Source organism: Escherichia sp. WS2035, from assembly GCF_046487065.1.
In the GTDB taxonomy this organism is placed as follows: domain Bacteria; phylum Pseudomonadota; class Gammaproteobacteria; order Enterobacterales; family Enterobacteriaceae; genus Escherichia; species Escherichia coli.
This window is the reverse complement of the sequence record NZ_JBJQKD010000001.1, coordinates 285255-309150: the sequence shown is the minus strand read 5'-3', so window position 1 is coordinate 309150 and position 23896 is coordinate 285255. Positions and strand designations below refer to the sequence as shown.

Below are 23896 nucleotides of genomic sequence, written 5' to 3'. Positions count from 1 at the left end.
ATTTTAGCTATTATTTTCATTGTTACTTACCAGTTACCATAGGGATATTTTTTATCTTTGATAAACTCAAGAACATATTCATCGTCTCCAAGAGAAAAATCATGCCGGGAAATTCCTTTACACATTTCCATTTTTTCACCTGAAACCGTTTCTATCAGAATCTGCTTATCCGTCAGGCGAATATTGGGCTTGTCAGGTTTCTCCAGCCACACTCCTATTTTCCCTTCCGGAGCCAGCCCGATTAACAGATACCGCAGATAATACTTTTCACTGCCACCGCCTGGTGGTGAATAAAGTGTGAGCATCAATTTCCAGACTTCTCCCGCCAGCGTTATCCAGGTTTCATACACTTTTTTATCAATCACTGAATCCCAGCAGAAATGGATAGACATAGGGGGATTTTTGGCTTTATTGAATGATAACACCCCAACCCGAAGATTATCTCTCCACTGACCAATAGTAGTGGAACTCGGAGCGGTAGCATCCAGCGTTCTGAACTGATAATAGATACCATCAGTGTCCAATAGTTCTACATAGGTAACTTGTGCTGGTAGCGCATTAGGGTAGAAAAAAAGGAAATACCATTCATCATAGGGTGCAAGCAGTGATATTTTTTCTTTCGCTGCTGTCTGGACTGATCCGGCTATCATTAACGCAATGGTTAATCTATAAATTATTTTAGCTGTTATTTTCATTGTTACTTACCAGTTACCATAGGGATATTTTTTATCTTTGATAAAGTTTTTTGTACTTTCCGGATAAGAATACCCATGTTTATAGGCACTTCGGCCGTTACACATTTCCATTTTTTCACCTGAAACCGTTTCTATCAGAATCTGCTTATCCGTCAGGCGAATATTGGGCTTGTCAGGTTTCTCCAGCCACACTCCTATTTTCCCTTCCGGAGCCAGCCCGATTAACAGATACCGCAGATAATACTTTTCACTGCCACCGCCTGGTGGTGAATAAGGTGTGAGCATCAATTTCCAGACGTCTCCCGCCAGTGTTATCCAGGTTTCATACACTTTTTTATCAATCACTGAATCCCAGCAAAAATGGATAGACATTGGTGGGTTTTTGGCTTTATTAAAAACTGACGACATCCCTGATACTTTCTCGCTCCATTGTCCAACACTTCCTGGACTGGCATTAGTACTCGCCAGAGTTCTGAACTGATAATAGATGCCATCGGTATCTAATAACTCCACATAGGTAACTTCTGCTGGTAGGGAATTAGGGTAAAAAAAATTGAAATACCATTCATCATAGGGTGCAAGCAGTGATATTTTTTCTTTCGCTGCTGCGTTAAAGTTAAGAACCATAGACGTAATAACAAACAGTAATTTTATATTAAATTCCATTTTGTTTATTCCCTTGCATATCGTATATAGTTCTGGTCCAATTTTCATCCGGCCGATTAACAAAACTAAACGTCTTAAACGCTGATACTTCAGCAGACACCTTATTTTTTAATCGATAATCGACGGTATTCCAGTTGGAAGAGCAGTGTAAATATTTCCCAATGGTTTTAAGCTCATCATCAGAAAAAGGCATCGGCGCTGTACACAAGAGAACGGCTTTACCCTGAGAAATTGCTTTTTCACATATTACCTTTAAATGACTGGGAACTTTTAATTCCTTATCAGCAACAGAAATGGCATCAAATACTACCCCTGCCTCTTTAGCGACTTCATACATTACTCTTAACGCAATCTTTGACCAGTCATTGGTGATCGTTCTGCGAAATGTCACCGCTGCAGCGACCCGTTTTCTCACATTACCTAAGTGGTCAGGCGACGCTATTTCATCAATATTGGATTCAATTTTTAGGACACCAGAAGGCAGAATCGGAGCCAGCGTTGAATGGCGCCACAATAACTCTGCCTGCTGTGCTGCTTTTTGGTAAGCGCTTGTCGCTTCCACCGGCACATTTCCCAGTACCGTTTCAATCGCCGGGCGACTTAAAAACAGGTACTCATCTTCCAGTGGGTCATAGCCGCCACCAATATCAGCATGTGATCCAGGGAAACTTAATTCTGGCCAGCTTTCCTTTATGCTGTTGAGGCAAAAGTTATAGCGACATTCGTTCATTGCTGTGAGCTGGAATACATGTTTGGCCACACCTGGCGGTAACTTCACTTTTACCGGAAAGTTATTACCATCATGAGGGTCAAAACCATCCATCAGCCCTCCGATGGCTGCAACTGTGTCAAAAATACCTAAAAATTGCACTTCCCCGGAAGGTTTACCTAAATATTCAACTGACTGAAATGCCGTCGCAATGGTTTTAATCAGTACGGGATCACGTTCAAATACGCGATTAGTAAAGTGCCGTGCGGCTGCCGCCCCACGACTAAAGCCAAATACGTCAAACTGTAGACGCTTAATTACTAGTTTAGCATCCTTTAAATCAACAATAATCTTTGCCAGTGTCTCACGAAGCAGTGATATCGCACGGTCAGTTTTGGCAATTACCCCAGTATCATTATTTCCTAGCCCCATTCCTACCAGAGAGTCTGCTTTATTATTTTCAGTGCCAATACCTTCAATATATATTTTTTCCTGAATATTAAATACATCATCATCTAAAACTAATTGCCGATGATACAACTTATTCAACCAATGAATATTCGTATAGTAATTCAAATAGCTCTGTACTCCGGATCCCGTTTTACCCTGCTTGCTCATACATTGTTTATTAAACGAGGCCAAATCCTGGACATCCAGACCATAGGTTTCTGGTTGGCAAAAACTCATACGTAAATTCGTATTGGTTAAATTGTTTCCTGTGCCATCAAAGAATACGCCAATGGTGAGGATAATTTCTCGTTCAGGCGGTATTTCTGGTTTTTCCTCGACAGGTAAGAGCGTCGGTGGGAAAAGGCGATTATAATTTTCAGGTGTGAGTAAATAACTAAATTCTGTATTGGCTGTAAGATGCTTACAGTAGATATATTCGTAGTGTATTGTTATATACTGATAGTCGAGTTCATTTTCTTTTATTATAATCTGATTCTGAGTTAACGTGGCACCACGGACTTCAATATAATAATACCTTTCCCATTTTCCATATTTATTAATACGATAAAAATAAAACTCAAAACGGCATCGTTCGTTATTATTAATGCAATTCATCAGCAGCGGTGAGCTTTTATCGAGAATTTTACAAAATTGTATCGCTTGATGATTAATGCCAAATCCTGTGTTACTTACTCCTCCCTGAAAACTAAAAACAAATATTTCATCCTCATGTCCCTGTTGATACCGATTCCCGACAGAGACTTGCGTCCCGCATCCTGCAGAAATATCCCCTTGTTGCTCCCCTGTAATGCGTAAATATATAATGTCACCCATATGATTATACCCATTTCATAGATTTTAATTATATAATATAAACTTAATAAACATCTCATTTAGTAATGTATATTAATTATATGTTTGGGCATAACATTTTTTTAATTACGTGATGCACTAATAATAAAGCCGTTTATCTACCAGGTAGAAATAAACGGCTTTATCACATCACCCCACAAACTGCCTGAATAGCGCCTTACCCTTAAGCAGTCGCGCACCCAGCCAGCCGCCGCAAAGCGACAGCAGTAGCGCACCGCTGCACGGCAGCACAATCCACAATCGCCAGTCTGGCTCCCACGGGAAATCAAACACTTTCGATTGCAGTACCGCCAGTGCCGTTTCCGCACCAATTGCGGCCACCAGGCCGGATACAAACCCGAGCATGGCGAACTCACACCACAATGTCGTGCGCAGCAGTTTTTTGCCCGCACCGAGAGTGCGCCACACCACCAGCTCCTGATGACGCTGACGCATTCCCACCTGCACCTGTGCCAGCAACAGCAACATACCGCAGGCGGTGACCAGCACCACCATCACTTCCAGCGCCCGACTTACCTGCTCCAGCACCTGACCGACCTGTTTTAAAATCGCGCCAATGTCTAACAGGCTAATGGTCGGGAACTGGCGGTTGAGTTGCGTCAACATGCCGTTGCCATTCTCCCAGCGGAAACTGGTAAGCCAGCTCTGCGGTTGCCCGTCTAATGCCCCTTCCGGGAAAATAAAATAGAAATTAGGCCGCAGACTTTCCCAGTCCACTTTGCGCAGGCTGGTCACTTTAGCGCGGAACTCCTGGGTATCGCCCATAAAAGTCACGGTATCGCCGAGGGCAACGTTTAAGCGTTTCGCCAGCCCCTCTTCCATCGACACTTCACCGGCTTTTGGCGGCCAGTTACCGGCGACGATCGGGTTATGATCAGGCCGCGTATTTTGCCAGGTGAGATTCAGCTCGCGGTTGAGCGCCTCATCTCCATTGCCTTCTGTCGGCTTGTCGTTAATCGCCGTCAACCGCGCCCGCACCACCGGATAAAACGATTCCGGGACTATCTGATGTTCCGCGAGAAACGCTTTCAGCGGCGTAACCTGTTCCGTAGCGATGTTGATTAAAAAGTAGTTAGGACTTTCTGGCGGTAGCTGCTGTTGCCAGCGGTCGAGCAGATCGCCACGCAACACCAGCAACAGTGCCAGCAGCATAAAGGAGAGCGAAAATGCCGAAAGCTGGCTCAACGTCGCCCACGGCTGACGTAACAGGCGGCTAACCGCCAGGCGCAGAGGTAGCGATTTCAGCGTCATGCGGCGAAGTACATTCAGCAGCATCCAGCCCAGGACACCGCACAGCAAAGCCAGTACTACCGCGCCCGCCAGCACCGCCCAGAGCAGCATACTGCCGCCCATCAGCCCGGCGAGCAGTAGCACAACCACCACGGTGACAATCGGCAGATAAAACTTCAGCGGCCAGACGTTCGCTACCACATCATTACGTAATACGCGTAAAGGCTGCGTTGCCAACAACAGGCGGTATGGTCGTAGCCCCACCAGCAGCGAAATAACCGTCATGGTGCCGAGCGCCCACAGCCACGGCCAGAGGCTGGCTGGCGGTAGTGCAGCAGGCAGAACGGGCTTGAGCAGCACCATCAACACGTTTTCGAACAACAGGCCTATCGCCCCACCGGTAACGGCTGAAAGTACCAGCACCATCAACCACTGACCGACGATTAACTTACGCAGTTGCGCTCGCCCTGCCCCCAGCGTCTTGAGGATCGCCACCAGATCGTAGCGACTGCGACAGTAATGATTCATCGCCACCGCGACCGCCGCCACCGCCAGCAGCAAGGTCAGAAGCGCCGAAAGCAGCAGGAACTGTTGCGAACGTTCTATCGATCGCCCCAGCGCGCCTTCGTCCTGTTCCAGACCGTACCAGCGTTGTTCGGGTTTAAGCTGGGGTAACAACCATTTCTCATAGCCGTCGAGCTGGTTCTCGCTGCCGCCGAATTTATAACGCCAGGTGACCCGACTCCCCGGCTGCACGGCTCCGGTTTTATCAACATCCGCCAGATTCATCATCAGGCGTGGGGCTATCTGGAAAGGATTAAAACCGGAATCCGGTTCCTGAATCACTTCTCCGGCAATCCGCAAGGTGGCATCGCCCACGTCAATGGTATCGCCCGTTTTCAGGTTAAGCAGTGCCATCAGGCGTGGGGCCAGCAATACGCTGCCCGCCTGCGGTTTCAGGCCAGGGGGATTAGTTTGCAGATCGCCATACATCGGGTAGATATCATCCACCGCTTTGACGTTCGCCAGTTGCGGCGTGTCGCCTGCAAAGGTCATGGTGGCGAAAGTCAGCTGCTTGCCAACTTTCAGGCCGCGCTTTTGCGCTTCCTCCAGCCATGCTTGCGGCACTTCGCGCGAACTGCGCAACGCCCGATCGCCCGCCATAAACTCACGGCTTTGCTGGCTTAAGCCCTTCTCCATGCGATCGCTGATATTGCCCAGCGCCAGCACGCAGGCCACCGCCAGGCTAAGCGCCAGCCAGACAATTAATAGCGACGGCGAGCGCCATTCGCGCCAGAACCAACGTGCAATCATGCTTCCTCCTGCAACTGCCCGTTCACCAGCCGTAAGCAGCGGTCACAGCGTGCCGCCAGTTGCAGGTCGTGGGTCACCATAATCAACGTGGTGCCATGCTCACGGTTGAGGGAAAAAAGCAGATCGGCAATTTTATCGCCCGTCTGGCGGTCAAGGTTACCGGTGGGTTCGTCGGCAAACAGCACATCAGGTCGACCATTAAAGGCTCGCGCCAGCGCCACTCGTTGCTGTTCGCCGCCAGAAAGCTGTGCCGGAAGATGATCAAGACGTTTACCCAGCCCTAACTGTTCGAGCAACGCTTTCGCCCCGTTACGACTTTCTGCGCTACTCTCACCGCGCAGCAGCGCCGGAAGCTCGACGTTTTCCAGCGCGTTAAGGGTAGGAATTAACATAAATGACTGAAAAACAAAGCCTACGTGCTTCGCGCGCAACTTTGCCCGCGCTTCTTCGTCCATATTATGTAGCGGTTGTCCCACCAGACTCACTTCGCCACTGCTGCCGTCATCCAGCCCGGCGAGGATCGCCAGCAAGGTTGACTTACCCGATCCCGACTCGCCCACCAGTGCGATGGTCTCGCCACGTTTGACAACCAGCTCAACTCCGGTGAGGATGGAGAGTTCATGCTCCCCCTGACCGACGGACTTCTTAAGATGATGAACTTCAACAATGTTTTCCGCTGGCATTTGCCCTTCCTGTTCCTGGTCCTGTTAACCTTCCGTGCCGCCGCAGCGGACACGTTATTGATTCTGGGTGATAGCCTGAGCGCCGGGTATCGAATGTCTGCCAGCGCGGCCTGGCCTGCCTTGTTGAATGATAAGTGGCAGAGTAAAACGTCGGTAGTCAATGCCAGCATCAGCGGTGACACCTCGCAACAAGGGCTGGCGCGCCTTCCGGCTCTGCTGAAACAGCATCAGCCGCGCTGGGTGCTGGTTGAACTGGGCGGCAATGACGGTTTGCGTGGTTTTCAGCCACAGCAAACCGAGCAAACGCTGCGCCAGATTTTGCAGGATGTCAAAGCCGCCAACGCTGAACCATTGTTAATGCAAATACGTCTGCCTGCAAACTATGGTCGCCGTTATAATGAAGCCTTTAGCGCCATTTACCCCAAACTCGCCAAAGAGTTTGATGTTCCGCTGCTGCCCTTTTTTATGGAAGAGGTCTACCTCAAGCCACAATGGATGCAGGATGACGGTATTCATCCCAACCGCGACGCCCAGCCGTTTATTGCCGACTGGATGGCGAAGCAGTTGCAGCCTTTAGTAAATCATGACTCATAAAGCAACGGAGATCCTGACAGGTAAAGTTATGCAAAAATCGGTCTTAATTACCGGATGTTCCAGTGGTATTGGCCTGGAAAGCGCACTCGAATTAAAACGCCAGGGTTTTCATGTGCTGGCAGGTTGCCGGAAACCGGATGATGTTGAGCGCATGAACAGCATGGGATTTACCGGCGTGTTGATCGATCTGGATTCGCCAGAAAGTGTTGATCGCGCAGCCGACGAAGTGATCGCCCTGACCGATAATTGTCTGTATGGGATCTTTAACAATGCCGGATTCGGCATGTATGGCCCCCTTTCCACCATCAGCCGTGCGCAGATGGAACAGCAGTTTTCCGCTAACTTTTTCGGCGCACACCAGCTCACCATGCGCCTGTTACCCGCGATGTTGCCGCACCGTGAAGGGCGTATTGTGATGACCTCATCGGTGATGGGATTAATCTCCACACCGGGTCGTGGCGCTTACGCGGCCAGTAAATATGCGCTGGAGGCGTGGTCAGACGCACTGCGCATGGAGCTGCGCCACAGCGGAATTAAAGTCAGCCTGATCGAACCTGGTCCCATTCGTACTCGCTTCACCGACAACGTCAACCAGACGCAAAGTGATAAACCAGTCGAAAATCCTGGCATCGCCGCCCGCTTTACGTTGGGACCGGAAGCGGTGGTCGGCAAAGTGCGCCATGCTTTTATTAGCGAGAAGCCGAAGATGCGCTATCCGGTGACGCTGGTGACCAGGGCGGTAATGGTGCTTAAGCGCCTGCTGCCGGGGCGCGTGATGGACAAAATATTGCAGGGGTGAGTTGAAGCGCGCGCTTAAGCCCCCATGTCAAAGAAAATATCGACAACAGAGAGCGACTCCATGTCCGTAGAAAATATTGTCAACATTAACGAATCTAACCTGCAACAGGTTCTTGAACAGTCGATGACCACTCCGGTGCTGTTCTATTTTTGGTCTGAACGTAGCCAGCACTGTTTGCAGTTAACCCCAATTCTGGAAAGCCTCGCGGCGCAGTACAACGGGCAATTTATTCTGACGAAGCTGGACTGCGACGCGGAGCAGATGATTGCCGCCCAGTTTGGTCTGCGCGCGATTCCGACCGTATATCTGTTCCAGAACGGGCAACCAGTAGACGGCTTCCAGGGGCCGCAACCGGAAGAGGCGATCCGCGCCCTGCTGGATAAAGTGCTGCCGCGTGAAGAAGAGCTGAAAGCGCAGCAGGCGATGCAACTGATGCAGGAAGGCAATTACACCGACGCCCTGCCATTGCTGAAAGACGCCTGGCAGTTGTCGAATCAGAACGGGGAAATCGGCCTGCTGTTGGCAGAAACGCTGATTGCGCTGAACCGTTCTGAAGATGCAGAAGCCGTGCTGAAAACCATTCCGTTGCAGGATCAGGACACCCGCTATCAGGGGCTGGTGGCGCAAATCGAACTGCTGAAGCAGGCGGCTGATACGCCGGAAATTCAACAGTTGCAACAGCAGGTGGCGGAGAATCCAGAAGATGCCGCACTGGCGACGCAACTGGCACTGCAACTGCACCAGGTTGGGCGCAATGAAGAGGCGCTGGAGTTACTGTTTGGGCATCTGCGTAAAGATCTCACCGCCGCAGATGGTCAGACACGTAAAACATTCCAGGAGATCCTCGCTGCGCTGGGTACGGGTGATGCACTGGCGTCGAAGTATCGCCGCCAGCTGTATGCGTTGTTGTATTGATTTTCCGTTGAAATGCGATGCTGTGCTGGTTTGTAGGCCTGATAAGACGCGCCAGCGTCGCATCAGGCATCCGCGCATAGCCGCCGGATGCGGCGTGAACGCCTTATCCGGCCTACCAAACCGTGCTAATTCAATACATTGCAGGTGCCATGTAGGTCTGATAAGACGCATCCGGCATCGCATCATTTCTTCTTCAATTGCGTCACCACCAATTGGTGGCGCGAATTGTAAAACTTACGATAGGTTAAATAGCAGGCAATAATGGTCGACAAGCTGGCGGTTGAGAGCAGCATAAAGGTCACCATAATCTGATATTTAATCGCCTTCACCGGATCAATCCCGGCAAATATCAGCCCGGACATCATTCCTGGTAAACTCACTAAGCCTACCGTTTTTGCTGAATCGACCGTCGGAATTAAAGCCGCGCGAATACTGTCGCGAATCAATATCGCTGAAGCCTGTTTCGGCGTCGCGCCAAGACTCAGTTTCTCCTGAATCTGTTGCTGTTCGCTAATGACCCGTTGCCCTAAATTGTTGTAACACAACCCCACCGCTACCATGGCGTTACCGGCTATCATCCCGGCGATAGGGATCACCTGCATCGGGATAAATTCAATCGACCCAGAGAGGATCAGTACCGCCAGGGTAATTCCCGCCCCGACCGTAATGGCAATAAACGATGAGATAAAAGCTTTAGCAATATATTTACTGCGTTTTTGCGCGTTCCACGCCGCATTAAAGCAGATAAATAACACCATCAATAATGTCAGGCTGGCATCATCCACGCTGAAAATATACTTCAGCACATAGCCGACAATAATCAGCTGGATTATCGCGCGCCCGACGCTCCAGAGAATATCTTTCTCCAGCGCCAGTTTTTCTTTATGGCTAATTAAGATTGCCACCACCACCAGCATTAATGCCAGTGCTAATGATTCGTTAGTAATATTATGCGAGTTCATAGCGTGCTTCCTGCATTTCTCCAGCATGCGGTTGCAGTGTAATCACTTTATCCGCATGATTAATTTCGTCTTTATCGTGTGTCACCCACAGCACAGCAATATTTTGCTCGCGTACATAACGGTGGATCATCTCATTAACGTTATGTTTATTACTTTCATCCAGCGCACTGGTGATTTCGTCGAGCAATAAAACCTTCGGCATAAATTGCAGGTTACGAATCAATGAGATGCGTTGTTTTTCACCACCAGATAGCTCGGCGATATTCTTCGTCAAAATGCTGTCCGGTAAAGCGAAGCGTTCAAGAAAATCGAGAAAAATGGCCGGGTCAGGCTGCTGGTTACGGATCTGCCAGGGAAAAATCAGGTTATCGTATACCGTATCGCCAAACAGCGTCGGCGTCTGGGCGCAGTAAGAGACTTGCTGACGGTAGATTTCTGGCTTTAGTGTGCTGACATCCTCACCTTCAAACAGTAACGTTCCGCTGGTTGGGCTGATCAATGAAGCAACTATTTTTAGCAGTGTACTTTTGCCACAACCAGAAGGACCGGTAATTAACTTAAATTCGCCAGCACGCAGCGAAAAATTGATGTTATTAAGAATCTTCGTATCACCCGCCAGATATCCTACGTTTTGTAGCTGAAGCAAAGGACTATTTTCCTGCATCGCTGTTCCCTTTTTCTGATTTTTACTAAAAACAGTTTATCCTTCGCAGGAATAAGGGGGAACTCTCTTTCAGTAATCAGGTATAATTTGTTTAATCAAGCAGCAATTTTGCTGATTATGGACGGTACAACAGGAGGTTTTTCCGATGCTTATCTTTATCCCGATTCTCATTTTTGTCGCGCTGGTCATTGTCGGCGCGGGCGTCAAAATCGTGCCGCAGGGCTATCAATGGACGGTAGAACGCTTTGGTCGCTATACCAAAACGTTACAGCCAGGTCTAAGCCTGGTGGTGCCGTTTATGGATCGCATTGGTCGCAAGATCAATATGATGGAGCAAGTGCTCGACATCCCTTCCCAGGAAGTTATCTCGAAAGATAACGCCAACGTTACCATCGACGCTGTGTGCTTTATTCAGGTGATTGACGCGCCGCGCGCGGCTTATGAAGTCAGCAATCTGGAGCTGGCGATCATCAACCTGACCATGACTAACATCCGTACCGTGCTGGGTTCAATGGAACTTGATGAAATGCTCTCTCAGCGCGACAGCATTAACTCGCGTCTGCTGCATATTGTCGATGAGGCCACCAACCCGTGGGGGATTAAAGTCACCCGTATCGAAATTCGTGATGTGCGCCCGCCCGCAGAGCTTATCTCTTCAATGAACGCGCAGATGAAAGCGGAACGTACCAAACGCGCTTACATCCTTGAAGCGGAAGGGATCCGTCAGGCGGAAATCCTCAAAGCCGAAGGTGAAAAACAGTCACAAATCCTGAAAGCGGAAGGCGAACGTCAGTCGGCGTTTTTACAGGCTGAAGCGCGTGAACGTTCCGCTGAAGCAGAAGCCCGCGCCACCAAAATGGTGTCTGAAGCCATCGCCTCCGGTGATATTCAGGCGGTGAACTACTTCGTCGCACAGAAATACACCGAAGCGTTACAGCAGATCGGTTCGTCCAGTAACAGCAAAGTGGTGATGATGCCATTAGAGGCCAGCAGCCTGATGGGGTCGATTGCCGGGATTGCTGAGCTGGTGAAAGACAGCGCCAACAAACGGACTCAGCCATGATGGAGTTAATGGTCGTTCATCCACATATTTTCTGGCTAAGTCTCGGCGGTTTGCTGCTGGCAGCCGAGATGTTGGGCGGCAATGGTTATCTGTTGTGGAGCGGCGTGGCAGCGGTGATTACCGGTCTGGTGGTCTGGTTGCTGCCGCTGGGTTGGGAGTGGCAAGGGGTAATGTTTGCCGTCCTGACGCTGCTCGCCGCCTGGCTGTGGTGGAAATGGTTGTCGCGGCGGGTGCGCGAACAAAAGCACAGCGACAGTCATTTAAACCAGCGCGGGCAGCAGTTGATTGGCCGACGTTTTGTTCTGGAATCTCCGCTGGTCAACGGGCGCGGTCATATGCGCGTCGGTGACAGTTCATGGCCTGTCAGCGCCAGCGAGGATCTCGGCGCTGGTACGCATGTTGAGGTGATTGCGATAGAAGGAATAACGCTGATTATCCGTGCGGTCATCGCCTGACGCGTCTTATCACACCTGGAAATCTGTACCAAAACCCATGCCGGATAAGGCGTTTACGCCGCATCCGGCATATAGCCCCCCACATAGTGTTAATTGAATGTTCGGCTAAGGAGTAGCCATGTTTCCCCCTTTCGAAAACCTGAAGTACGTCTGCTGAAAAATACCGCTGCGGGCGTCATTTTTTCGGTGAAGTCCGGGAAAGGATTTCTGCGTCAATGTGTGATTTACGATCCGCACTCGCACGGTCTTATCCATTCGCTCTGCTGGCAGGATGTCCCGTTAATACGTTTCTGGTCCGAGGCTGGATGCCCTACCTGTGCGGAATTTGTCTACAGCGGTTTTGCGGAGGATGAACAGGGAGCCGCCCGGTTTTTGTCTGCTCTCGAAAACTGGAATTGCCCGTGGTCTGGCCTGGTATCTCCCTGATTCCTATCTCTGCGTTCTACTCGACGGACACCATAAGGCTACTGCCGCCGCGCTGGAAGGGCGACCGCTCAAAACACTGGTGCTCAGCACGGCAACCCATTTTAATGATGAGCAACAAACCCTGGTATTTCCTGGCGGGGAATGTCTGCACAAAACAGAGCTGCAATACCACATACCAAAACTCACCGCGTGCAAAACATTACCGCCCAGCGCATGGGAGAGTTTCGGCCCTGATAAGCACATCAGCCCATCCGAAACCTGGTCAGGCCCCCTCACCTTCCGGTTGATGGCGCAAAACCGAACGCCGCAAGCAGATGCTTTTTTTCTGGATTTTGCCATCAATGATGACGGGGAACGTCCGGAGCTAACGAAAATAATGGACGACTATTTTCGCAAGCCTTAATCACCCCGCCCGATGATGACAGCAGCCGGAGAGATTTTCGATAATCGGGCAGTCGGCGCTGTCATCACCGGGGCAGGCATTCGCCAGCGCCAGCAGCTGGTTACGCATGGATTGCAGTTCTTCGATATGCTGTTCGATCTCCGCTACTTTCTCCAGCGTACGACGTTTGACGTCGGCGCTGTGACGCTGCGGATCGTTAAACAGATTCACCAGTTCGCCGCTCTCTTCCAGGTTAAAGCCCACCTGGCGTGCCTGGCGCAGTAAGGTCAGTTCGTTGAGATGCTGCTGCGTGTAGGTGCGATAACCGTTTTCGCTGCGCATCGGCGGCGTCACCAGCCCCTTCTCTTCATAGAAGCGAATGGCTTTGCTGGTCAGGCCGGTAATTTTTGCTACATCGCTAATGTTCATCGTTCGCGCAACGCCTCCTGTGCTTTGTTAAAGGGTTTCAACAGATATTCAAGCACGTTTTTTTGCCAGTGCGAATATCGACCGCCACCACAATAATACAGGAGGTACTGCGCACAGAGAGATGTTATACGGTTTTATTGCGCTTCATGACCATTGCCACAATAAGGCTGAGTAAGAGTGCGCCAATAATCCATATCAGCGCACGGCTGCCCTGGGACCAGAGACTGTAGATAAAGCCAACGATCACCAACAACATAACCAACGTACCAACGATAAGAATCGGCAACGAGGCGTGAATATCATGACGCAGGCGGATCGCCACCACAAACACCGCCAGATAGCAGATCAAAAAGGTGGCACTGGCAACGCTGGCGAGTGAGCCTAAATTCAGCGCCGCCGTCATCAGCATAATCAACACCACGACGATGATGTTACCCCAGGTACTCTGCCGCCACAGAGGTTTATTCATTAGCTTCGGCAGTTCGCGTTCGCTACCCATGTTGTCCATGATGTTAAACACGGCGAACAGGTTTGCGTTGATGGCTGAAGCCGTCGCCAGTAAAGCGCCGATGACGACGATCACATACCCCACATGCCCGAGGAGCGGAGAAGCAGCCTGCGCTACGGCGGTATCGGCATATTTTTCTAACTCTAATGCCGATACATCGCTAAGCAAAACCAGCGCCAGCGAGATATAAAGCAACGTGGTAACGCCAATCGCCACCAGAAACGCCCGTGGCATTATGACCTCCGGATCTTTCACTTTATCCGCCGCGTTCGCCATCATGCCAAAGCCCGCATAGGCAAGGAAGGTTATCCCGATACAGGAGAAGAACGCCCCGGAGCTGGGGGGCGCAGAAACGGAAATATGCGCCGGTTGCAGCGACCAGACACCGGCAATAATCAGCAATAACAGGATCATCATTTTAATGCCGACGAGGATCACTTCCAGCCGCCCTACCGCATGGTTGCTTAAGGAGTTGAAAAGCGTCATCACCGCAATGATCCCCAATGCGTAGAGCAAAATAAGGTGCTCCTCCTGACTGCCTTCATGCAAAAACTGCACGGCATAAGCGCCAAAAGCACGGGCGACCATGGCGATACTCACCGCCAGCGTCAACAGGTACAATAACGAGAGCGCCAGCGAAAAAACGCCGTTGCCTAATCCGCGACGAAAGAAGTCGATAATACCGCCATTGCTGGGATAGCTCGCCCCCAGACGCGCATAGGCATAACCGGAAAACATCGCCACAATACCGCCAAAAGCAAAGGCGACCCAGGTCGAGGCTTCCATTAGCAACGCAGCCTGCCCCAGCAGCGCGAAGATCCCCGCCCCCACCATTGCCCCAATGCCGATGGAAACGACGTTCCATAGACCGAGGGGTTTGTTACCGTTATTACCTTCCGTGTTCATCATGATCAGCCCTTAAACACGTTATAGCCGAGTTGCTTAGCGACCGATGCCACCATTTTTTGACCGCGAACACTGTTGCCTTCTTCGTCCAGTGGTGGTGAAAACGCGGCAATTCCCATCACGCCAGGAACGACCGCCAGAATACCGCCACCTACACCGCTTTTGCCCGGTAAACCAACGCGATACGCCCAGTCACCGGAGCGACCATACAGCCCTTCCATCATCATTTCGGCCAGAATGTACGGCACATTGTCGGCCTGAAGAACGCGTTTATGCGTCAGCGGATTCACACCACCCGCCGCCAGCGTCGCGCCAAGCGTTGCCAGTTCAATAGTATTGATGAGCGTGGAGCACTGACGGGTGTACACGTCACAGGCTTCCATTGCATCACAATAGAGATATCCGGCTGAGTACAGCAGCCAGGCAATGGCCCGGTTATGGAAGTTGGTTGTTTGTTCCGACTGGTTGACTTCATCAGAGAGCGCTACCTGCTCACCAGCCAGTTGTTGTTGGATATGTAAAATTCGCTGCCAGCGTTGTTCAGTATTTTCAGCGTTAATCAGGCTGGTGGTGGCAATAGCGCCAGCATTTACCAGTGGCGAAAGCGGTTTGCCGCCATGCAACTCTAAGGCGATAACTGAGTTAAAGGGCAATCCGGTCGGGTCAGCGCCAACTTTGTCCTGTACCGCCTGCGGGCCGACATCTTCTAACGCAAGGGCTAACGTACAGACTTTCGAGATGGATTCCAGCGCAAAGCGGTAATCACTGTCACCCGCACTATAGACGTTGCCATCGCTGGTCACGATAGCCACTGCCGCCAGTTGACCAGGGACATTCGCCAGAAAGGGAATGTAATCGGCATTTTGTCCGCCGTTAAGTGAGTGAAATTGGGTGTAAGCCTGATCCACTGCCTGCTGTAATTTGTTTGCATCTAACATTTTTTGTTAACTCCTTTTTATAGATGCGGGAGGTAATTCCTCACCCCGGTGCCGATTTTCATGCATCCTGATTTAACTTAGCACCCGCAACTTAACTACAGGAAAACAAAGAGATAAATGTCTAATCCTGATGCAAATCGAGCCGATTTTTTAATCTTTACGGACTTTTACCCGCCTGGTTTATTAATTTCTTGACCTTCCCCTTGCTGGAAGGTTTAACCTTTATCACAGCCAGTCAAAACTGTCTTAAAGGAGTGTTTTATGTCACAAACTATCGACCTGACCCTGGACGGCCTGTCCTGCGGTCACTGCGTTAAACGCGTGAAAGAAAGTCTCGAACAGCGCCCGGATGTTGAACAGGCGGATGTGTCTATCACTGAAGCGCACGTTACCGGGACTGCCAGTGCAGAACAGCTAATCGAAACCATCAAACAAGCGGGTTATGACGCATCTGTAAGCCACCCAAAGGCTAAACCGCTGGCGGAGTCATCAATCCCGTCGGAAGCACTGACAGCGGTTTCTGAGGCGCTTCCGGCAGCGACCGCCGATGACGATGACAGCCAGCAGTTGCTGCTGAGCGGCATGAGCTGCGCCAGCTGTGTCACCCGCGTACAAAATGCGTTGCAAAGCGTACCGGGCGTCACTCAGGCACGGGTAAACCTGGCGGAGCGTACTGCGCTGGTGATGGGCAGTGCCTCCCCACAAGATTTAGTGCAGGCGGTGGAAAAAGCGGGCTACGGCGCGGAAGCGATTGAAGATGACGCTAAACGCCGCGAGCGCCAGCAAGAAACCGCCGTCGCTACGATGAAGCGCTTCCGCTGGCAGGCAATTGTCGCGCTGGCGGTGGGTATCCCGGTGATGGTCTGGGGGATGATCGGCGATAACATGATGGTCACCGCTGACAACCGCAGCCTGTGGTTAGTTATCGGCCTGATAACCCTGGCGGTAATGGTTTTCGCCGGCGGGCATTTTTACCGCAGCGCATGGAAAAGCCTGCTGAACGGTGCGGCGACGATGGATACGCTGGTGGCGCTGGGAACGGGTGTGGCGTGGCTCTATTCGATGAGCGTCAACCTGTGGCCGCAGTGGTTCCCGATGGAAGCGCGGCATCTTTACTATGAAGCCAGTGCGATGATTATCGGTCTGATTAATCTCGGTCATATGCTGGAAGCGCGCGCACGTCAGCGTTCTTCAAAGGCGCTGGAGAAATTGCTCGATTTAACTCCGCCGACGGCGCGCCTGGTTACTGACGAAGGTGAAAAAAGCGTGCCACTGGCGGAAGTGCAGCCAGGTATGTTGCTGCGCCTGACGACCGGCGATCGCGTACCGGTAGATGGAGAGATTACCCAGGGCGAAGCATGGCTGGATGAAGCGATGCTGACGGGCGAACCTATCCCGCAGCAAAAAGGCGAAGGCGATAGCGTCCATGCCGGGACAGTGGTGCAGGACGGTAGCGTGCTGTTTCGCGCCAGTGCGGTTGGCAGCCATACTACGCTGTCGCGGATTATTCGTATGGTGCGCCAGGCCCAGAGCAGTAAGCCAGAAATCGGTCAGCTGGCGGATAAAATCTCAGCCGTATTTGTGCCGGTAGTGGTGGTGATTGCGCTGATCAGTGCGGCAATCTGGTATTTCTTTGGTCCGGCACCGCAGATTGTCTATACCCTGGTGATTGCCACCACGGTGCTGATTATTGCCTGTCCGTGTGCGCTGGGGCTGGCGACGCCGATGTCGATTATTTCGGGCGTCGGGCGGGCGGCTGAGTTTGGCGTGCTGGTACGGGACGCCGACGCGCTGCAACGCGCCAGTACGCTCGACACCGTAGTGTTCGATAAAACCGGGACGCTGACCGAAGGGAAGCCGCAGGTTGTCGCAGTAAAAACATTTGCTGATATTGATGAAGCGCAAGCATTGCGTCTGGCGGCGGCGCTGGAGCAAGGTTCCAGCCACCCTCTGGCACGGGCGATCCTCGATAAAGCAGGTGATATGCAGCTACCGCAGGTCAACGGTTTCCGCACATTGCGCGGGCTGGGCGTGAGCGGTGAAGCTGAAGGTCATGCGTTATTGCTGGGCAATCAGGCGCTGTTAAATGACCAACAGGTCGATACCAAAGCAATTGAAGCAGATATTTCAGCTCAGGCATCGCAAGGGGCAACGCCTGTGCTGCTGGCGGTTGACGGGAAAGCGGTAGCCCTGCTGGCTGTACGCGATCCGTTGCGTAGTGATAGCGTGGCGGCGCTGCAACGCCTGCATAAAGCGGGATATCGCCTGGTGATGCTAACCGGGGATAACCCGACCACCGCCAATGCGATCGCCAAAGAAGCAGGGATTGATGAGGTGATAGCCGGCGTGCTGCCAGACGGTAAAGCCGAAGCGATCAAACGTCTGCAAAGTGAAGGACGTCAGGTGGCAATGGTAGGCGACGGCATTAACGACGCGCCAGCGCTGGCTCAGGCGGATGTCGGTATTGCGATGGGTGGCGGCAGTGATGTTGCCATTGAAACCGCGGCGATTACCCTGATGCGCCATAGCCTGATGGGTGTTGCGGATGCGCTTGCAATTTCCCGCGCAACGCTGCGCAACATGAAGCAGAATCTGCTCGGTGCGTTTATCTACAACAGCATTGGTATTCCGGTCGCCGCCGGTATTTTGTGGCCGTTCACTGGAACACTGCTTAACCCGGTGGTTGCCGGAGCGGCAATGGCGCTCTCGTCGATCACCGTAGTGAGTAACGCCAACCGATTGCTGCGGTTTAAACCGAAGGAATAAGTACATCATTGCGGATGCGCTGCTTTAGGGTGGCGCATCCGTTATAGGGAAATTATTCTACGCGACCTTTTTTGCACGCTCTTCACGGCGTGCCAAATATTCAGCCACTGTTTCAATCCGTCCCAATTCTTCCTGGGTACGCATGTTGTTTTCAACTTCCCAAAGATCAACTGCCGCCTGGAGGTTTAGCCAAAAATCGACTGTGGTATCAAAAACTTTCGCCAGACGGAATGCCATCTCAGTGGTGAGTTTACGATTGTTATTGATCAGTGCACTGACGCTATTACGATGAACATGCAGCAACTCTGCTAACTCATTGATTTTCAAATCGAGCGGTTCCAGATATTCATAGAGAAGAATATCTCCGGGTGTCGTCGGTTTTCTTGTTGCCTGTTTCATAGTTTTACCTTTCTCGTCAATACGACAGCTATGTTTTAGTAGTTGTGTGGGTCTAAAAACAATTCTTCGGCCTTGCCATTAACCCATTTAAAAATCAGTCGGTACTGTTTATTCACTCTAATGGAGGAGTATTCCTGTAATTTCCCGGATAACTCTTCGTATCGGTTCCCCGGAGGGGAGCGTAAATCCCGATGAGAAGTGGCAGCATTAATGATGTCCAACTTTCGTGATAACGTGGTATGGATTTCAGCAGGGATCTTTCGATGTGGCGTTGAATGGACAAAAAAATCAGCCAACCAGGCATCACGAAAACTCCTTATATTTTTCTTTTGAGCCATTCCTCTCTCATCTCCTTGTCCATTATTTAATCATTGTAATGCACACAAGCACTGTGCACAAGTGCAACAATCAACTCCATTTGCGCCATCCCTCCCCGCGCGCTAGCATGATATTTCACAAAGGGAGGTCGTATGGATCTGTTGTACCGGGTAAAAACGCTTTGGGCCGCGCTGCGCGGTAATCATTACACCTGGCCTGCTATCGATATCTCTCTTCCCGGCAATCGCCATTTTCATCTGATCGGCAGTATTCATATGGGTAGCCACGATATGGCTCCCCTGCCCACCCGTTTGCTCAAAAAGCTCAAAAACGCCGATGCGCTGATCGTCGAGGCGGATGTTTCCACCAGCGATACGCCTTTTGCCAATTTGCCTGCCTGCGAGGCCCTGGAAGAGCGCATTAGCGAGGACCAACTCCAAAACCTGCAGCACATTAGCCAGGAGATGGGCATTTCTCCGTCGCTCTTTTCTACCCAACCGCTGTGGCAAATCGCGATGGTTCTTCAGGCGACGCAGGCGCAAAAACTGGGGCTGCGGGCAGAATACGGTATCGATTACCAGCTATTGCAGGCGGCTAAGCAACAACATAAACCCGTGATTGAACTGGAAGGGGCTGAAAACCAGATTGCCATGTTGCTCCAGCTCCCTGACAAAGGACTGGCGCTGCTGGACGATACGCTGACCCACTGGCACACCAACGCACGGTTGCTGCAACAAATGATGAGCTGGTGGCTGAATGCACCGCCGCAAAATAATGATATAACGCTGCCCAATACGTTCAGTCAGTCGCTGTACGATGTGCTGATGCATCAGCGAAACCTCGCCTGGCGGGACAAATTACGCGCCATGCCGCCGGGGCGCTATGTGGTCGCGGTCGGTGCACTACACCTGTATGGAGAAGGGAATTTGCCGCAGATGTTGCGCTAAAAAAATGGCCAATATCGCTATTGGCCCGTCAAAGAGGAATTTCATTTTTTTATTATTATGCCGTCACTTTAAGCGACGGTGTAACTCGATTGTCGCTCAATCTCACCATCCTGCCAATACTCTTAGGCAAGATGACTCTTTTTTTTGGACCGCCATCAGGCGTATGCTTGCTTCGTTTTTTTGTTTAAGGCAGGAAAATTACCATGACACCCGCAGTTAAATTACTCGAAAAAAACAAGATTTCGTTTCAAATCCACACCTACGAGCACGATCCTGCTGAAACCAATTTTGGCGATGAAGTCGTCAAAAAATTAGGTTTGAATCCGGATCAGGTCTACAAAACGCTGCTGGTCGCAGTGAACGGTGATATGAAACACCTTGCCGTGGCTGTTACGCCGGTCGCAGGTCAACTGGATCTTAAAAAAGTAGCAAAAGCGCTGGGTGCCAAGAAAGTTGAGATGGCCGATCCGATGGTCGCGCAGCGTTCGACGGGGTATCTGGTAGGGGGGATTAGCCCACTGGGGCAGAAAAAACGTCTGCCAACGATTATCGACGCCCCCGCACAAGAATTTGCCACTATTTATGTTTCCGGCGGCAAGCGCGGACTGGATATCGAACTGGCGGCAAGCGACCTGGCAAAGATACTCGATGCCAAATTTGCTGATATCGCCCGTCGCGATTAAGTGATGCACACGGAAGATGAGATGTGGAAAGGATTACAGAGACATTAAGTATCGCTTGTGCAGATGAGATACCGGATATCGCCTTACTTCGGCAAACATCGAGAGAGAAGGTATTACATCTGCATTTTGCCAGCGAAGCAGAGAGGTATCGTGAGGAATTCGGGCTGGTGCTGAAAGCACAGCTCGATGAATTTGTTGTTGGCATGCATTCTGCCGACCCGGTTATCAGGATCGCCAGATTAATATCGCTTGAAGAGATTAACCGCCATCAGGATTTTTTCGAACACTGCGCGAAAGAATATCGTAAGCTGGCGACAGAGCTTATATTTGCATTGGCTGAACAACTGAACGTTGAGATGGCGGAAAATAACCCGCTAGTTACCTTTGCCCCCTTCAAATGCAACCGTAAGCGAAAAGGCAAAATGGGAAAGTGGCAGTATTGTTTTCACGGTTTTCATTGTACATTTGAGAATAAAAAAACAGAGCAAAATATTGAAGTTCCCCTCGCCTACGGCTTTGATTTCGGCGATCTGGACCCGTATTTTTTTTCCGGATTTATCAAATCGCCCCCCGCCTGGCAGCCTCTGCCAGTGGCTATTTACGATGATTACCACGACGGTAGCAGGATCATTCAACAACTGCTGGCGCTGGGAAAGTTACAAAAAATCCCTTCACCGATCCCACAATACACGGGGGTTGCTGCGGTAGATCGGTCCAATGTCGACATCGCAAATTTTCGCTCAACACTGGAGAGTCGCCTGCACCGATGTAAATTACGCTGGCTTTTGAAGCATGTAAAAAATTCACAAAGGAGCGAAAGATGAAATTTGACCATCTTGTTGATGTTAGCTTCCACAATTTTGTCTTTAACGGAAAATTCGATTTTGTCGAACTGGGGCAAACAATGGCATGGTTGGAACAAAACTTTGTTGAGCCGGACTCTAAAAATGATATGGGAAATGGTTTTTATATCTGGCTATTTGGTAATGTTGAGTTTCATTTCGAAAACAACAAGCTATATATGATTTGGTGCGATTATCTGAGCCAAATCCATTTGGGCAAAGCGATCCGATTTGATAAAGGAATATTGAATAACGTCGCTGAGTTGAACGTTACGCGTGTATTTAACATGCTTGTTAACGAAGGCGCTGATCTGCAAATCCGCCGTCAATCGCCCCATACACTCTTAATCCACGTCAATCGCTCAGGCGTGACACTTTGGTTTGAAGCAGATGAAGAACAGCCTGGTGATCCGCAGAATTATATGCTGATGGCATTTGGTTTGACACATCGCGATTACGATGCAAGATTTCAATATTCATAAATGGCGGCGTCATATCATGACGCCGCGACGGGGTTCATTACTGCCAGCTCACCTCACCTTTCGGTTCATAAACACTCACATCCAGCGGCGAGCTTTTCTGGATATACGCTTTCAGCACTTCGGCATCAATAAAGCCGGTATTCACATAGCCCGGTTTGTTATCAAGGCGCGGATAGCCATCACCGCCGGTGGCATTGAAGTTTAATGTCGCCATACGGTAAGTTTTCGCCGGATCGACCGGTTCGCCTTTGATTTTCAGGTCGTTCAGTTTGCCGTCTTTCGCCACAAAGCTAACGTTGGCAAATTGCGGGTAGGCACCTGAATCTGGCTTCATTTGTGCGACGGCTGTCAGGTAATCAATCACCTCTTTACCGGTCATGTCGGCATACACCACCACATTGCCGAATGGCTGCACTTTCAGCACGTTTTTATAGCTGATATCACCTGCTTCGATAGAATCACGAATTCCGCCTCCGCTCATCACCGCAAAGTCGGCACCAGTGCGATCCATTTGTGCTGCCAGAATCAACCGCCCCATATTGGTCTGTACAAAACGCACTTTGTCACGATCGCCTTCCAGACGACCATTGGTTTCGCCTATTTTCACTTCCAGCTGCGCTTTGCCTTTGTTCTGGAACGGTGATAACAGCGAGATCATTTGCTGGTTTTCAGCGATTTCAGGGGTGTACAGCACGCGCTCGCTTTTCCCGTCTTCCCAGGTCACTTTCTTCTTCAGGTTCACCGGAATCAGCTGGTAGTTAACCATTTTCATTTCGCCATTACGAAACTCAAAATCAGCCCGTCCCACGTATTTGCCCCACTCATGCGCCTGCACAATCCAGATGCCGTTTTGTTGATCCGGTTTGCATGGCGTACCCGGCACGTAATCGACCTGTTTTTTGTTTTCTGCCGCCATACAGACCGGATCTTGCGAGTGACCACCGACGATCATCGCCAGCGATCCGGCAGGCAGCGCGCGTGCCATCTCCACATCGCCCGGTGCGTTAGAGCCGTGCTCACCATTGTCGTAATGCCCCATATGGGTCGCCGCGATAATAATGTCTGGCTTTTCTGTCTGTTGCAGCTCCTGAATCACCAGCTTCGCTTCATCAGCGGGCTTACGAAATTCGATATCAGTGAAATATTCCGGATTACCAATTTTGGCTGTGTCATCCGTCGTCAGGCCAATAACGGCAATTTTCAGATCCTGACGCTTAAACAGCGCCCATGGTTTAAACAGGCGCTCGCCGGTACTTTTCTGGTAGATATTGGCGGAAAGCAACGGGAACTTAGCCCACTTTTCCTGCTGGCGTAATACGGTGAGCGGGTTATCAAATTCATGATTACCGATCGCCATCGCGTCATAGCCCACCAGATTCATACCGCGAAAATCAGGTTCGGCATCCTGTAAGTCGGACTCGGGCACGCCAGTGTTAATGTCGCCACCGGAAAGTAGCAGCACGCTACCGCCTTCAGCCGCAACCTCTTTGCGGATACCATCCACCAGCGTTTTTTGCGCCGCCAGACCATATTCACCATATTCATTGCGCCAAAAATGCCCATGATGATCATTGGTGTGCAGAACTGTAATTTTGTAGGTTTTATCCTGCTCGTACGCCAGAGCAGTTTCACTCGCCAGTGTAAATGTGGTTAACAGTGCTAACGCCACGCCCCGCTGCAATAATTTCATACTTCTCTCCCTGACCTGATTTCAACGTGTTGAAAAATAGTATGACGCGACATCATAAACAAGTCTGCGTCCGGTGAAGATAAATCTGCATCCAGATTAGAAATTCTG

23 protein-coding genes and 2 pseudogenes are annotated in these 23896 nt (G+C 50.6%); 11 read left to right on the top strand and 14 right to left on the bottom strand.

Features of this window, described 5'->3' with window-relative positions:
* Positions 1-26: 26 nt before the first annotated feature.
* The 5 genes from ACJHX4_RS01500 to ybbA form a co-directional block, all read right to left on the bottom strand.
* The gene (locus ACJHX4_RS01500) at positions 27-695 is read right to left on the bottom strand and encodes a DUF2931 family protein (protein ID WP_000704501.1); all 669 of its coding nucleotides are present in this window, start codon (positions 693-695) and stop codon (positions 27-29) included.
* A 6-nt stretch (positions 696-701) separates the two neighbouring features.
* Positions 702-1361, bottom strand: a complete 660-nt coding sequence (locus tag ACJHX4_RS01495; RefSeq protein ID WP_022645035.1) for a DUF2931 family protein — start codon at positions 1359-1361, stop codon at positions 702-704.
* Positions 1351-3354 (bottom strand): type VI secretion system tube protein TssD, encoded by a 2004-nt coding sequence (gene tssD / locus ACJHX4_RS01490; protein WP_000502301.1) that lies wholly within the window; start codon positions 3352-3354, stop codon positions 1351-1353. The genes ACJHX4_RS01495 and tssD overlap by 11 nt, the downstream gene beginning before the upstream one ends.
* 168 nt (positions 3355-3522) lie before the next feature.
* Positions 3523-5937, bottom strand: a complete 2415-nt coding sequence (gene ybbP, locus ACJHX4_RS01485; protein WP_000561827.1) for a putative ABC transporter permease subunit YbbP — start codon at positions 5935-5937, stop codon at positions 3523-3525.
* The gene (gene ybbA, locus ACJHX4_RS01480) at positions 5934-6620 is read right to left on the bottom strand and encodes a putative ABC transporter ATP-binding protein YbbA (RefSeq protein ID WP_001110573.1); all 687 of its coding nucleotides are present in this window, start codon (positions 6618-6620) and stop codon (positions 5934-5936) included. The genes ybbP and ybbA overlap by 4 nt, the downstream gene beginning before the upstream one ends.
* On the opposite strand from ybbA, the gene tesA reads away from it, so the two are divergent.
* The 3 genes from tesA to cnoX are packed head-to-tail and all read left to right on the top strand — an operon-like array spanning position 6591 to position 8928.
* The gene (tesA, locus tag ACJHX4_RS01475; protein ID WP_001295836.1) at positions 6591-7214 is read left to right on the top strand and encodes a multifunctional acyl-CoA thioesterase I/protease I/lysophospholipase L1; all 624 of its coding nucleotides are present in this window, start codon (positions 6591-6593) and stop codon (positions 7212-7214) included. The two genes, ybbA and tesA, sit on opposite strands and share 30 nt — an antisense overlap.
* On the top strand, positions 7204-8013 hold the full coding sequence (gene ybbO, locus ACJHX4_RS01470; RefSeq protein ID WP_000148965.1) for an NADP(+)-dependent aldehyde reductase: 810 nt from the start codon (positions 7204-7206) through the stop codon (positions 8011-8013). Before tesA ends, ybbO begins: the two co-directional genes overlap by 11 nt.
* A 60-nt stretch (positions 8014-8073) precedes the next feature.
* Entirely contained in the window at positions 8074-8928 is an 855-nt protein-coding gene (gene cnoX / locus ACJHX4_RS01465) for a chaperedoxin (RefSeq protein WP_247773311.1), read from the top strand.
* A gap of 182 nt (positions 8929-9110) precedes the next feature.
* Here the strand turns inward: cnoX and fetB are convergent, their stop codons facing one another.
* A complete protein-coding gene (gene fetB / locus ACJHX4_RS01460) occupies positions 9111-9890 on the bottom strand; it encodes an iron efflux ABC transporter permease subunit FetB (protein ID WP_001295323.1) in 780 nt (259 codons plus the stop codon).
* Complete coding sequence (gene fetA, locus ACJHX4_RS01455) at positions 9877-10554, bottom strand: iron efflux ABC transporter ATP-binding subunit FetA (RefSeq protein WP_001157551.1); 678 nt, start codon at positions 10552-10554, stop codon at positions 9877-9879. Before fetA ends, fetB begins: the two co-directional genes overlap by 14 nt.
* Positions 10555-10699: 145 nt before the next feature.
* On the opposite strand from fetA, the gene ACJHX4_RS01450 reads away from it, so the two are divergent.
* The 3 genes and pseudogenes from ACJHX4_RS01450 to ACJHX4_RS01440 all read left to right on the top strand — a co-directional run bounded on the left by ACJHX4_RS01450 (position 10700) and on the right by ACJHX4_RS01440 (position 12901).
* A complete protein-coding gene (locus tag ACJHX4_RS01450; protein WP_000904497.1) occupies positions 10700-11617 on the top strand; it encodes an SPFH domain-containing protein in 918 nt (305 codons plus the stop codon).
* Positions 11614-12072, top strand: a complete 459-nt coding sequence (locus tag ACJHX4_RS01445; protein ID WP_000970318.1) for an NfeD family protein — start codon at positions 11614-11616, stop codon at positions 12070-12072. The genes ACJHX4_RS01450 and ACJHX4_RS01445 overlap by 4 nt, the downstream gene beginning before the upstream one ends.
* Before the next feature lie 150 nt (positions 12073-12222).
* Positions 12223-12901 (top strand): annotated as a pseudogene (locus ACJHX4_RS01440) (hypothetical protein).
* Here the strand turns inward: ACJHX4_RS01440 and cueR are convergent.
* The 4 genes and pseudogenes from cueR to glsA form a co-directional block, all read right to left on the bottom strand.
* Complete coding sequence (gene cueR / locus ACJHX4_RS01435) at positions 12902-13309, bottom strand: Cu(I)-responsive transcriptional regulator (RefSeq protein WP_001026743.1); 408 nt, start codon at positions 13307-13309, stop codon at positions 12902-12904.
* A pseudogene (locus ACJHX4_RS01430) lies at positions 13306-13403 on the bottom strand (hypothetical protein); the annotation flags it as partial. The gene cueR and the pseudogene ACJHX4_RS01430, both read right to left, overlap by 4 nt.
* A 30-nt stretch (positions 13404-13433) precedes the next feature.
* A complete protein-coding gene (locus ACJHX4_RS01425; RefSeq protein ID WP_000982162.1) occupies positions 13434-14726 on the bottom strand; it encodes an APC family permease in 1293 nt (430 codons plus the stop codon).
* Between the two features lie 2 nt (positions 14727-14728).
* Positions 14729-15661 (bottom strand): glutaminase A, encoded by a 933-nt coding sequence (glsA, locus tag ACJHX4_RS01420; RefSeq protein WP_000883041.1) that lies wholly within the window; start codon positions 15659-15661, stop codon positions 14729-14731.
* A 261-nt stretch (positions 15662-15922) separates the two neighbouring features.
* On the opposite strand from glsA, the gene copA reads away from it, so the two are divergent.
* Positions 15923-18427, top strand: a complete 2505-nt coding sequence (gene copA / locus ACJHX4_RS01415) for a copper-exporting P-type ATPase CopA (protein WP_000083947.1) — start codon at positions 15923-15925, stop codon at positions 18425-18427.
* A gap of 57 nt (positions 18428-18484) precedes the next feature.
* Here copA and ACJHX4_RS01410 read toward each other — a convergent pair whose 3' ends face one another.
* Positions 18485-18826: a HigA family addiction module antitoxin gene (locus ACJHX4_RS01410; protein ID WP_000806442.1), complete on the bottom strand. Its 342-nt coding sequence runs from the start codon at positions 18824-18826 to the stop codon at positions 18485-18487.
* Positions 18827-18861: 35 nt separating this feature from the next.
* Complete coding sequence (locus ACJHX4_RS01405; RefSeq protein ID WP_000057523.1) at positions 18862-19164, bottom strand: type II toxin-antitoxin system RelE/ParE family toxin; 303 nt, start codon at positions 19162-19164, stop codon at positions 18862-18864.
* A gap of 132 nt (positions 19165-19296) precedes the next feature.
* Between ACJHX4_RS01405 and ACJHX4_RS01400 the strand changes: the two genes are divergently transcribed.
* From ACJHX4_RS01400 to ACJHX4_RS01385, 4 genes are all read left to right on the top strand, one after another.
* Positions 19297-20091: a TraB/GumN family protein gene (locus ACJHX4_RS01400; RefSeq protein ID WP_000365147.1), complete on the top strand. Its 795-nt coding sequence runs from the start codon at positions 19297-19299 to the stop codon at positions 20089-20091.
* A 203-nt stretch (positions 20092-20294) separates the two neighbouring features.
* The gene (gene ybaK / locus ACJHX4_RS01395) at positions 20295-20774 is read left to right on the top strand and encodes a Cys-tRNA(Pro)/Cys-tRNA(Cys) deacylase YbaK (protein ID WP_000186633.1); all 480 of its coding nucleotides are present in this window, start codon (positions 20295-20297) and stop codon (positions 20772-20774) included.
* 167 nt (positions 20775-20941) lie between these two features.
* Positions 20942-21598, top strand: coding sequence for a DUF6896 domain-containing protein (locus tag ACJHX4_RS01390; protein ID WP_225088507.1), 657 nt, complete (start codon positions 20942-20944; stop codon positions 21596-21598).
* On the top strand, positions 21595-22098 hold the full coding sequence (locus ACJHX4_RS01385; RefSeq protein ID WP_000667000.1) for a hypothetical protein: 504 nt from the start codon (positions 21595-21597) through the stop codon (positions 22096-22098). Before ACJHX4_RS01390 ends, ACJHX4_RS01385 begins: the two co-directional genes overlap by 4 nt.
* Positions 22099-22135: 37 nt before the next feature.
* On the opposite strand, the gene ushA is transcribed toward ACJHX4_RS01385, so the two are convergent.
* Positions 22136-23788 carry a bifunctional UDP-sugar hydrolase/5'-nucleotidase gene (ushA, locus tag ACJHX4_RS01380; RefSeq protein ID WP_000771748.1) on the bottom strand — a complete coding sequence of 551 codons (1653 nt, stop codon included), beginning with the start codon at positions 23786-23788 and terminating at the stop codon, positions 22136-22138.
* Positions 23789-23896 lie beyond the last annotated feature (108 nt).

What these genes read in the sequence shown, in the direction of transcription:
- copA (WP_000083947.1), top strand. Translation starts at nt 15,923, where the DNA reads ATGTCACAAACTATCGACCTGACCCTGGACGGCCTGTCCTGCGGTCAC.
- ACJHX4_RS01400 (WP_000365147.1), top strand. Translation starts at nt 19,297, where the DNA reads ATGGATCTGTTGTACCGGGTAAAAACGCTTTGGGCCGCGCTGCGCGGT.
- fetB (WP_001295323.1), bottom strand. Translation starts at nt 9,890, where the DNA reads ATGAACTCGCATAATATTACTAACGAATCATTAGCACTGGCATTAATG.
- ACJHX4_RS01410 (WP_000806442.1), bottom strand. Translation starts at nt 18,826, where the DNA reads ATGAAACAGGCAACAAGAAAACCGACGACACCCGGAGATATTCTTCTC.
- ybbA (WP_001110573.1), bottom strand. Translation starts at nt 6,620, where the DNA reads ATGCCAGCGGAAAACATTGTTGAAGTTCATCATCTTAAGAAGTCCGTC.
- tssD (WP_000502301.1), bottom strand. Translation starts at nt 3,354, where the DNA reads ATGGGTGACATTATATATTTACGCATTACAGGGGAGCAACAAGGGGAT.
- ACJHX4_RS01425 (WP_000982162.1), bottom strand. Translation starts at nt 14,726, where the DNA reads ATGATGAACACGGAAGGTAATAACGGTAACAAACCCCTCGGTCTATGG.
- ACJHX4_RS01445 (WP_000970318.1), top strand. Translation starts at nt 11,614, where the DNA reads ATGATGGAGTTAATGGTCGTTCATCCACATATTTTCTGGCTAAGTCTC.
- cnoX (WP_247773311.1), top strand. Translation starts at nt 8,074, where the DNA reads ATGTCCGTAGAAAATATTGTCAACATTAACGAATCTAACCTGCAACAG.
- ACJHX4_RS01405 (WP_000057523.1), bottom strand. Translation starts at nt 19,164, where the DNA reads ATGGCTCAAAAGAAAAATATAAGGAGTTTTCGTGATGCCTGGTTGGCT.
- ybbP (WP_000561827.1), bottom strand. Translation starts at nt 5,937, where the DNA reads ATGATTGCACGTTGGTTCTGGCGCGAATGGCGCTCGCCGTCGCTATTA.
- ybaK (WP_000186633.1), top strand. Translation starts at nt 20,295, where the DNA reads ATGACACCCGCAGTTAAATTACTCGAAAAAAACAAGATTTCGTTTCAA.
- ACJHX4_RS01500 (WP_000704501.1), bottom strand. Translation starts at nt 695, where the DNA reads ATGAAAATAACAGCTAAAATAATTTATAGATTAACCATTGCGTTAATG.
- ushA (WP_000771748.1), bottom strand. Translation starts at nt 23,788, where the DNA reads ATGAAATTATTGCAGCGGGGCGTGGCGTTAGCACTGTTAACCACATTT.
- glsA (WP_000883041.1), bottom strand. Translation starts at nt 15,661, where the DNA reads ATGTTAGATGCAAACAAATTACAGCAGGCAGTGGATCAGGCTTACACC.
- tesA (WP_001295836.1), top strand. Translation starts at nt 6,591, where the DNA reads ATGAACTTCAACAATGTTTTCCGCTGGCATTTGCCCTTCCTGTTCCTG.
- ACJHX4_RS01450 (WP_000904497.1), top strand. Translation starts at nt 10,700, where the DNA reads ATGCTTATCTTTATCCCGATTCTCATTTTTGTCGCGCTGGTCATTGTC.
- cueR (WP_001026743.1), bottom strand. Translation starts at nt 13,309, where the DNA reads ATGAACATTAGCGATGTAGCAAAAATTACCGGCCTGACCAGCAAAGCC.
- ACJHX4_RS01495 (WP_022645035.1), bottom strand. Translation starts at nt 1,361, where the DNA reads ATGGAATTTAATATAAAATTACTGTTTGTTATTACGTCTATGGTTCTT.
- ybbO (WP_000148965.1), top strand. Translation starts at nt 7,204, where the DNA reads ATGACTCATAAAGCAACGGAGATCCTGACAGGTAAAGTTATGCAAAAA.
- fetA (WP_001157551.1), bottom strand. Translation starts at nt 10,554, where the DNA reads ATGCAGGAAAATAGTCCTTTGCTTCAGCTACAAAACGTAGGATATCTG.
- ACJHX4_RS01385 (WP_000667000.1), top strand. Translation starts at nt 21,595, where the DNA reads ATGAAATTTGACCATCTTGTTGATGTTAGCTTCCACAATTTTGTCTTT.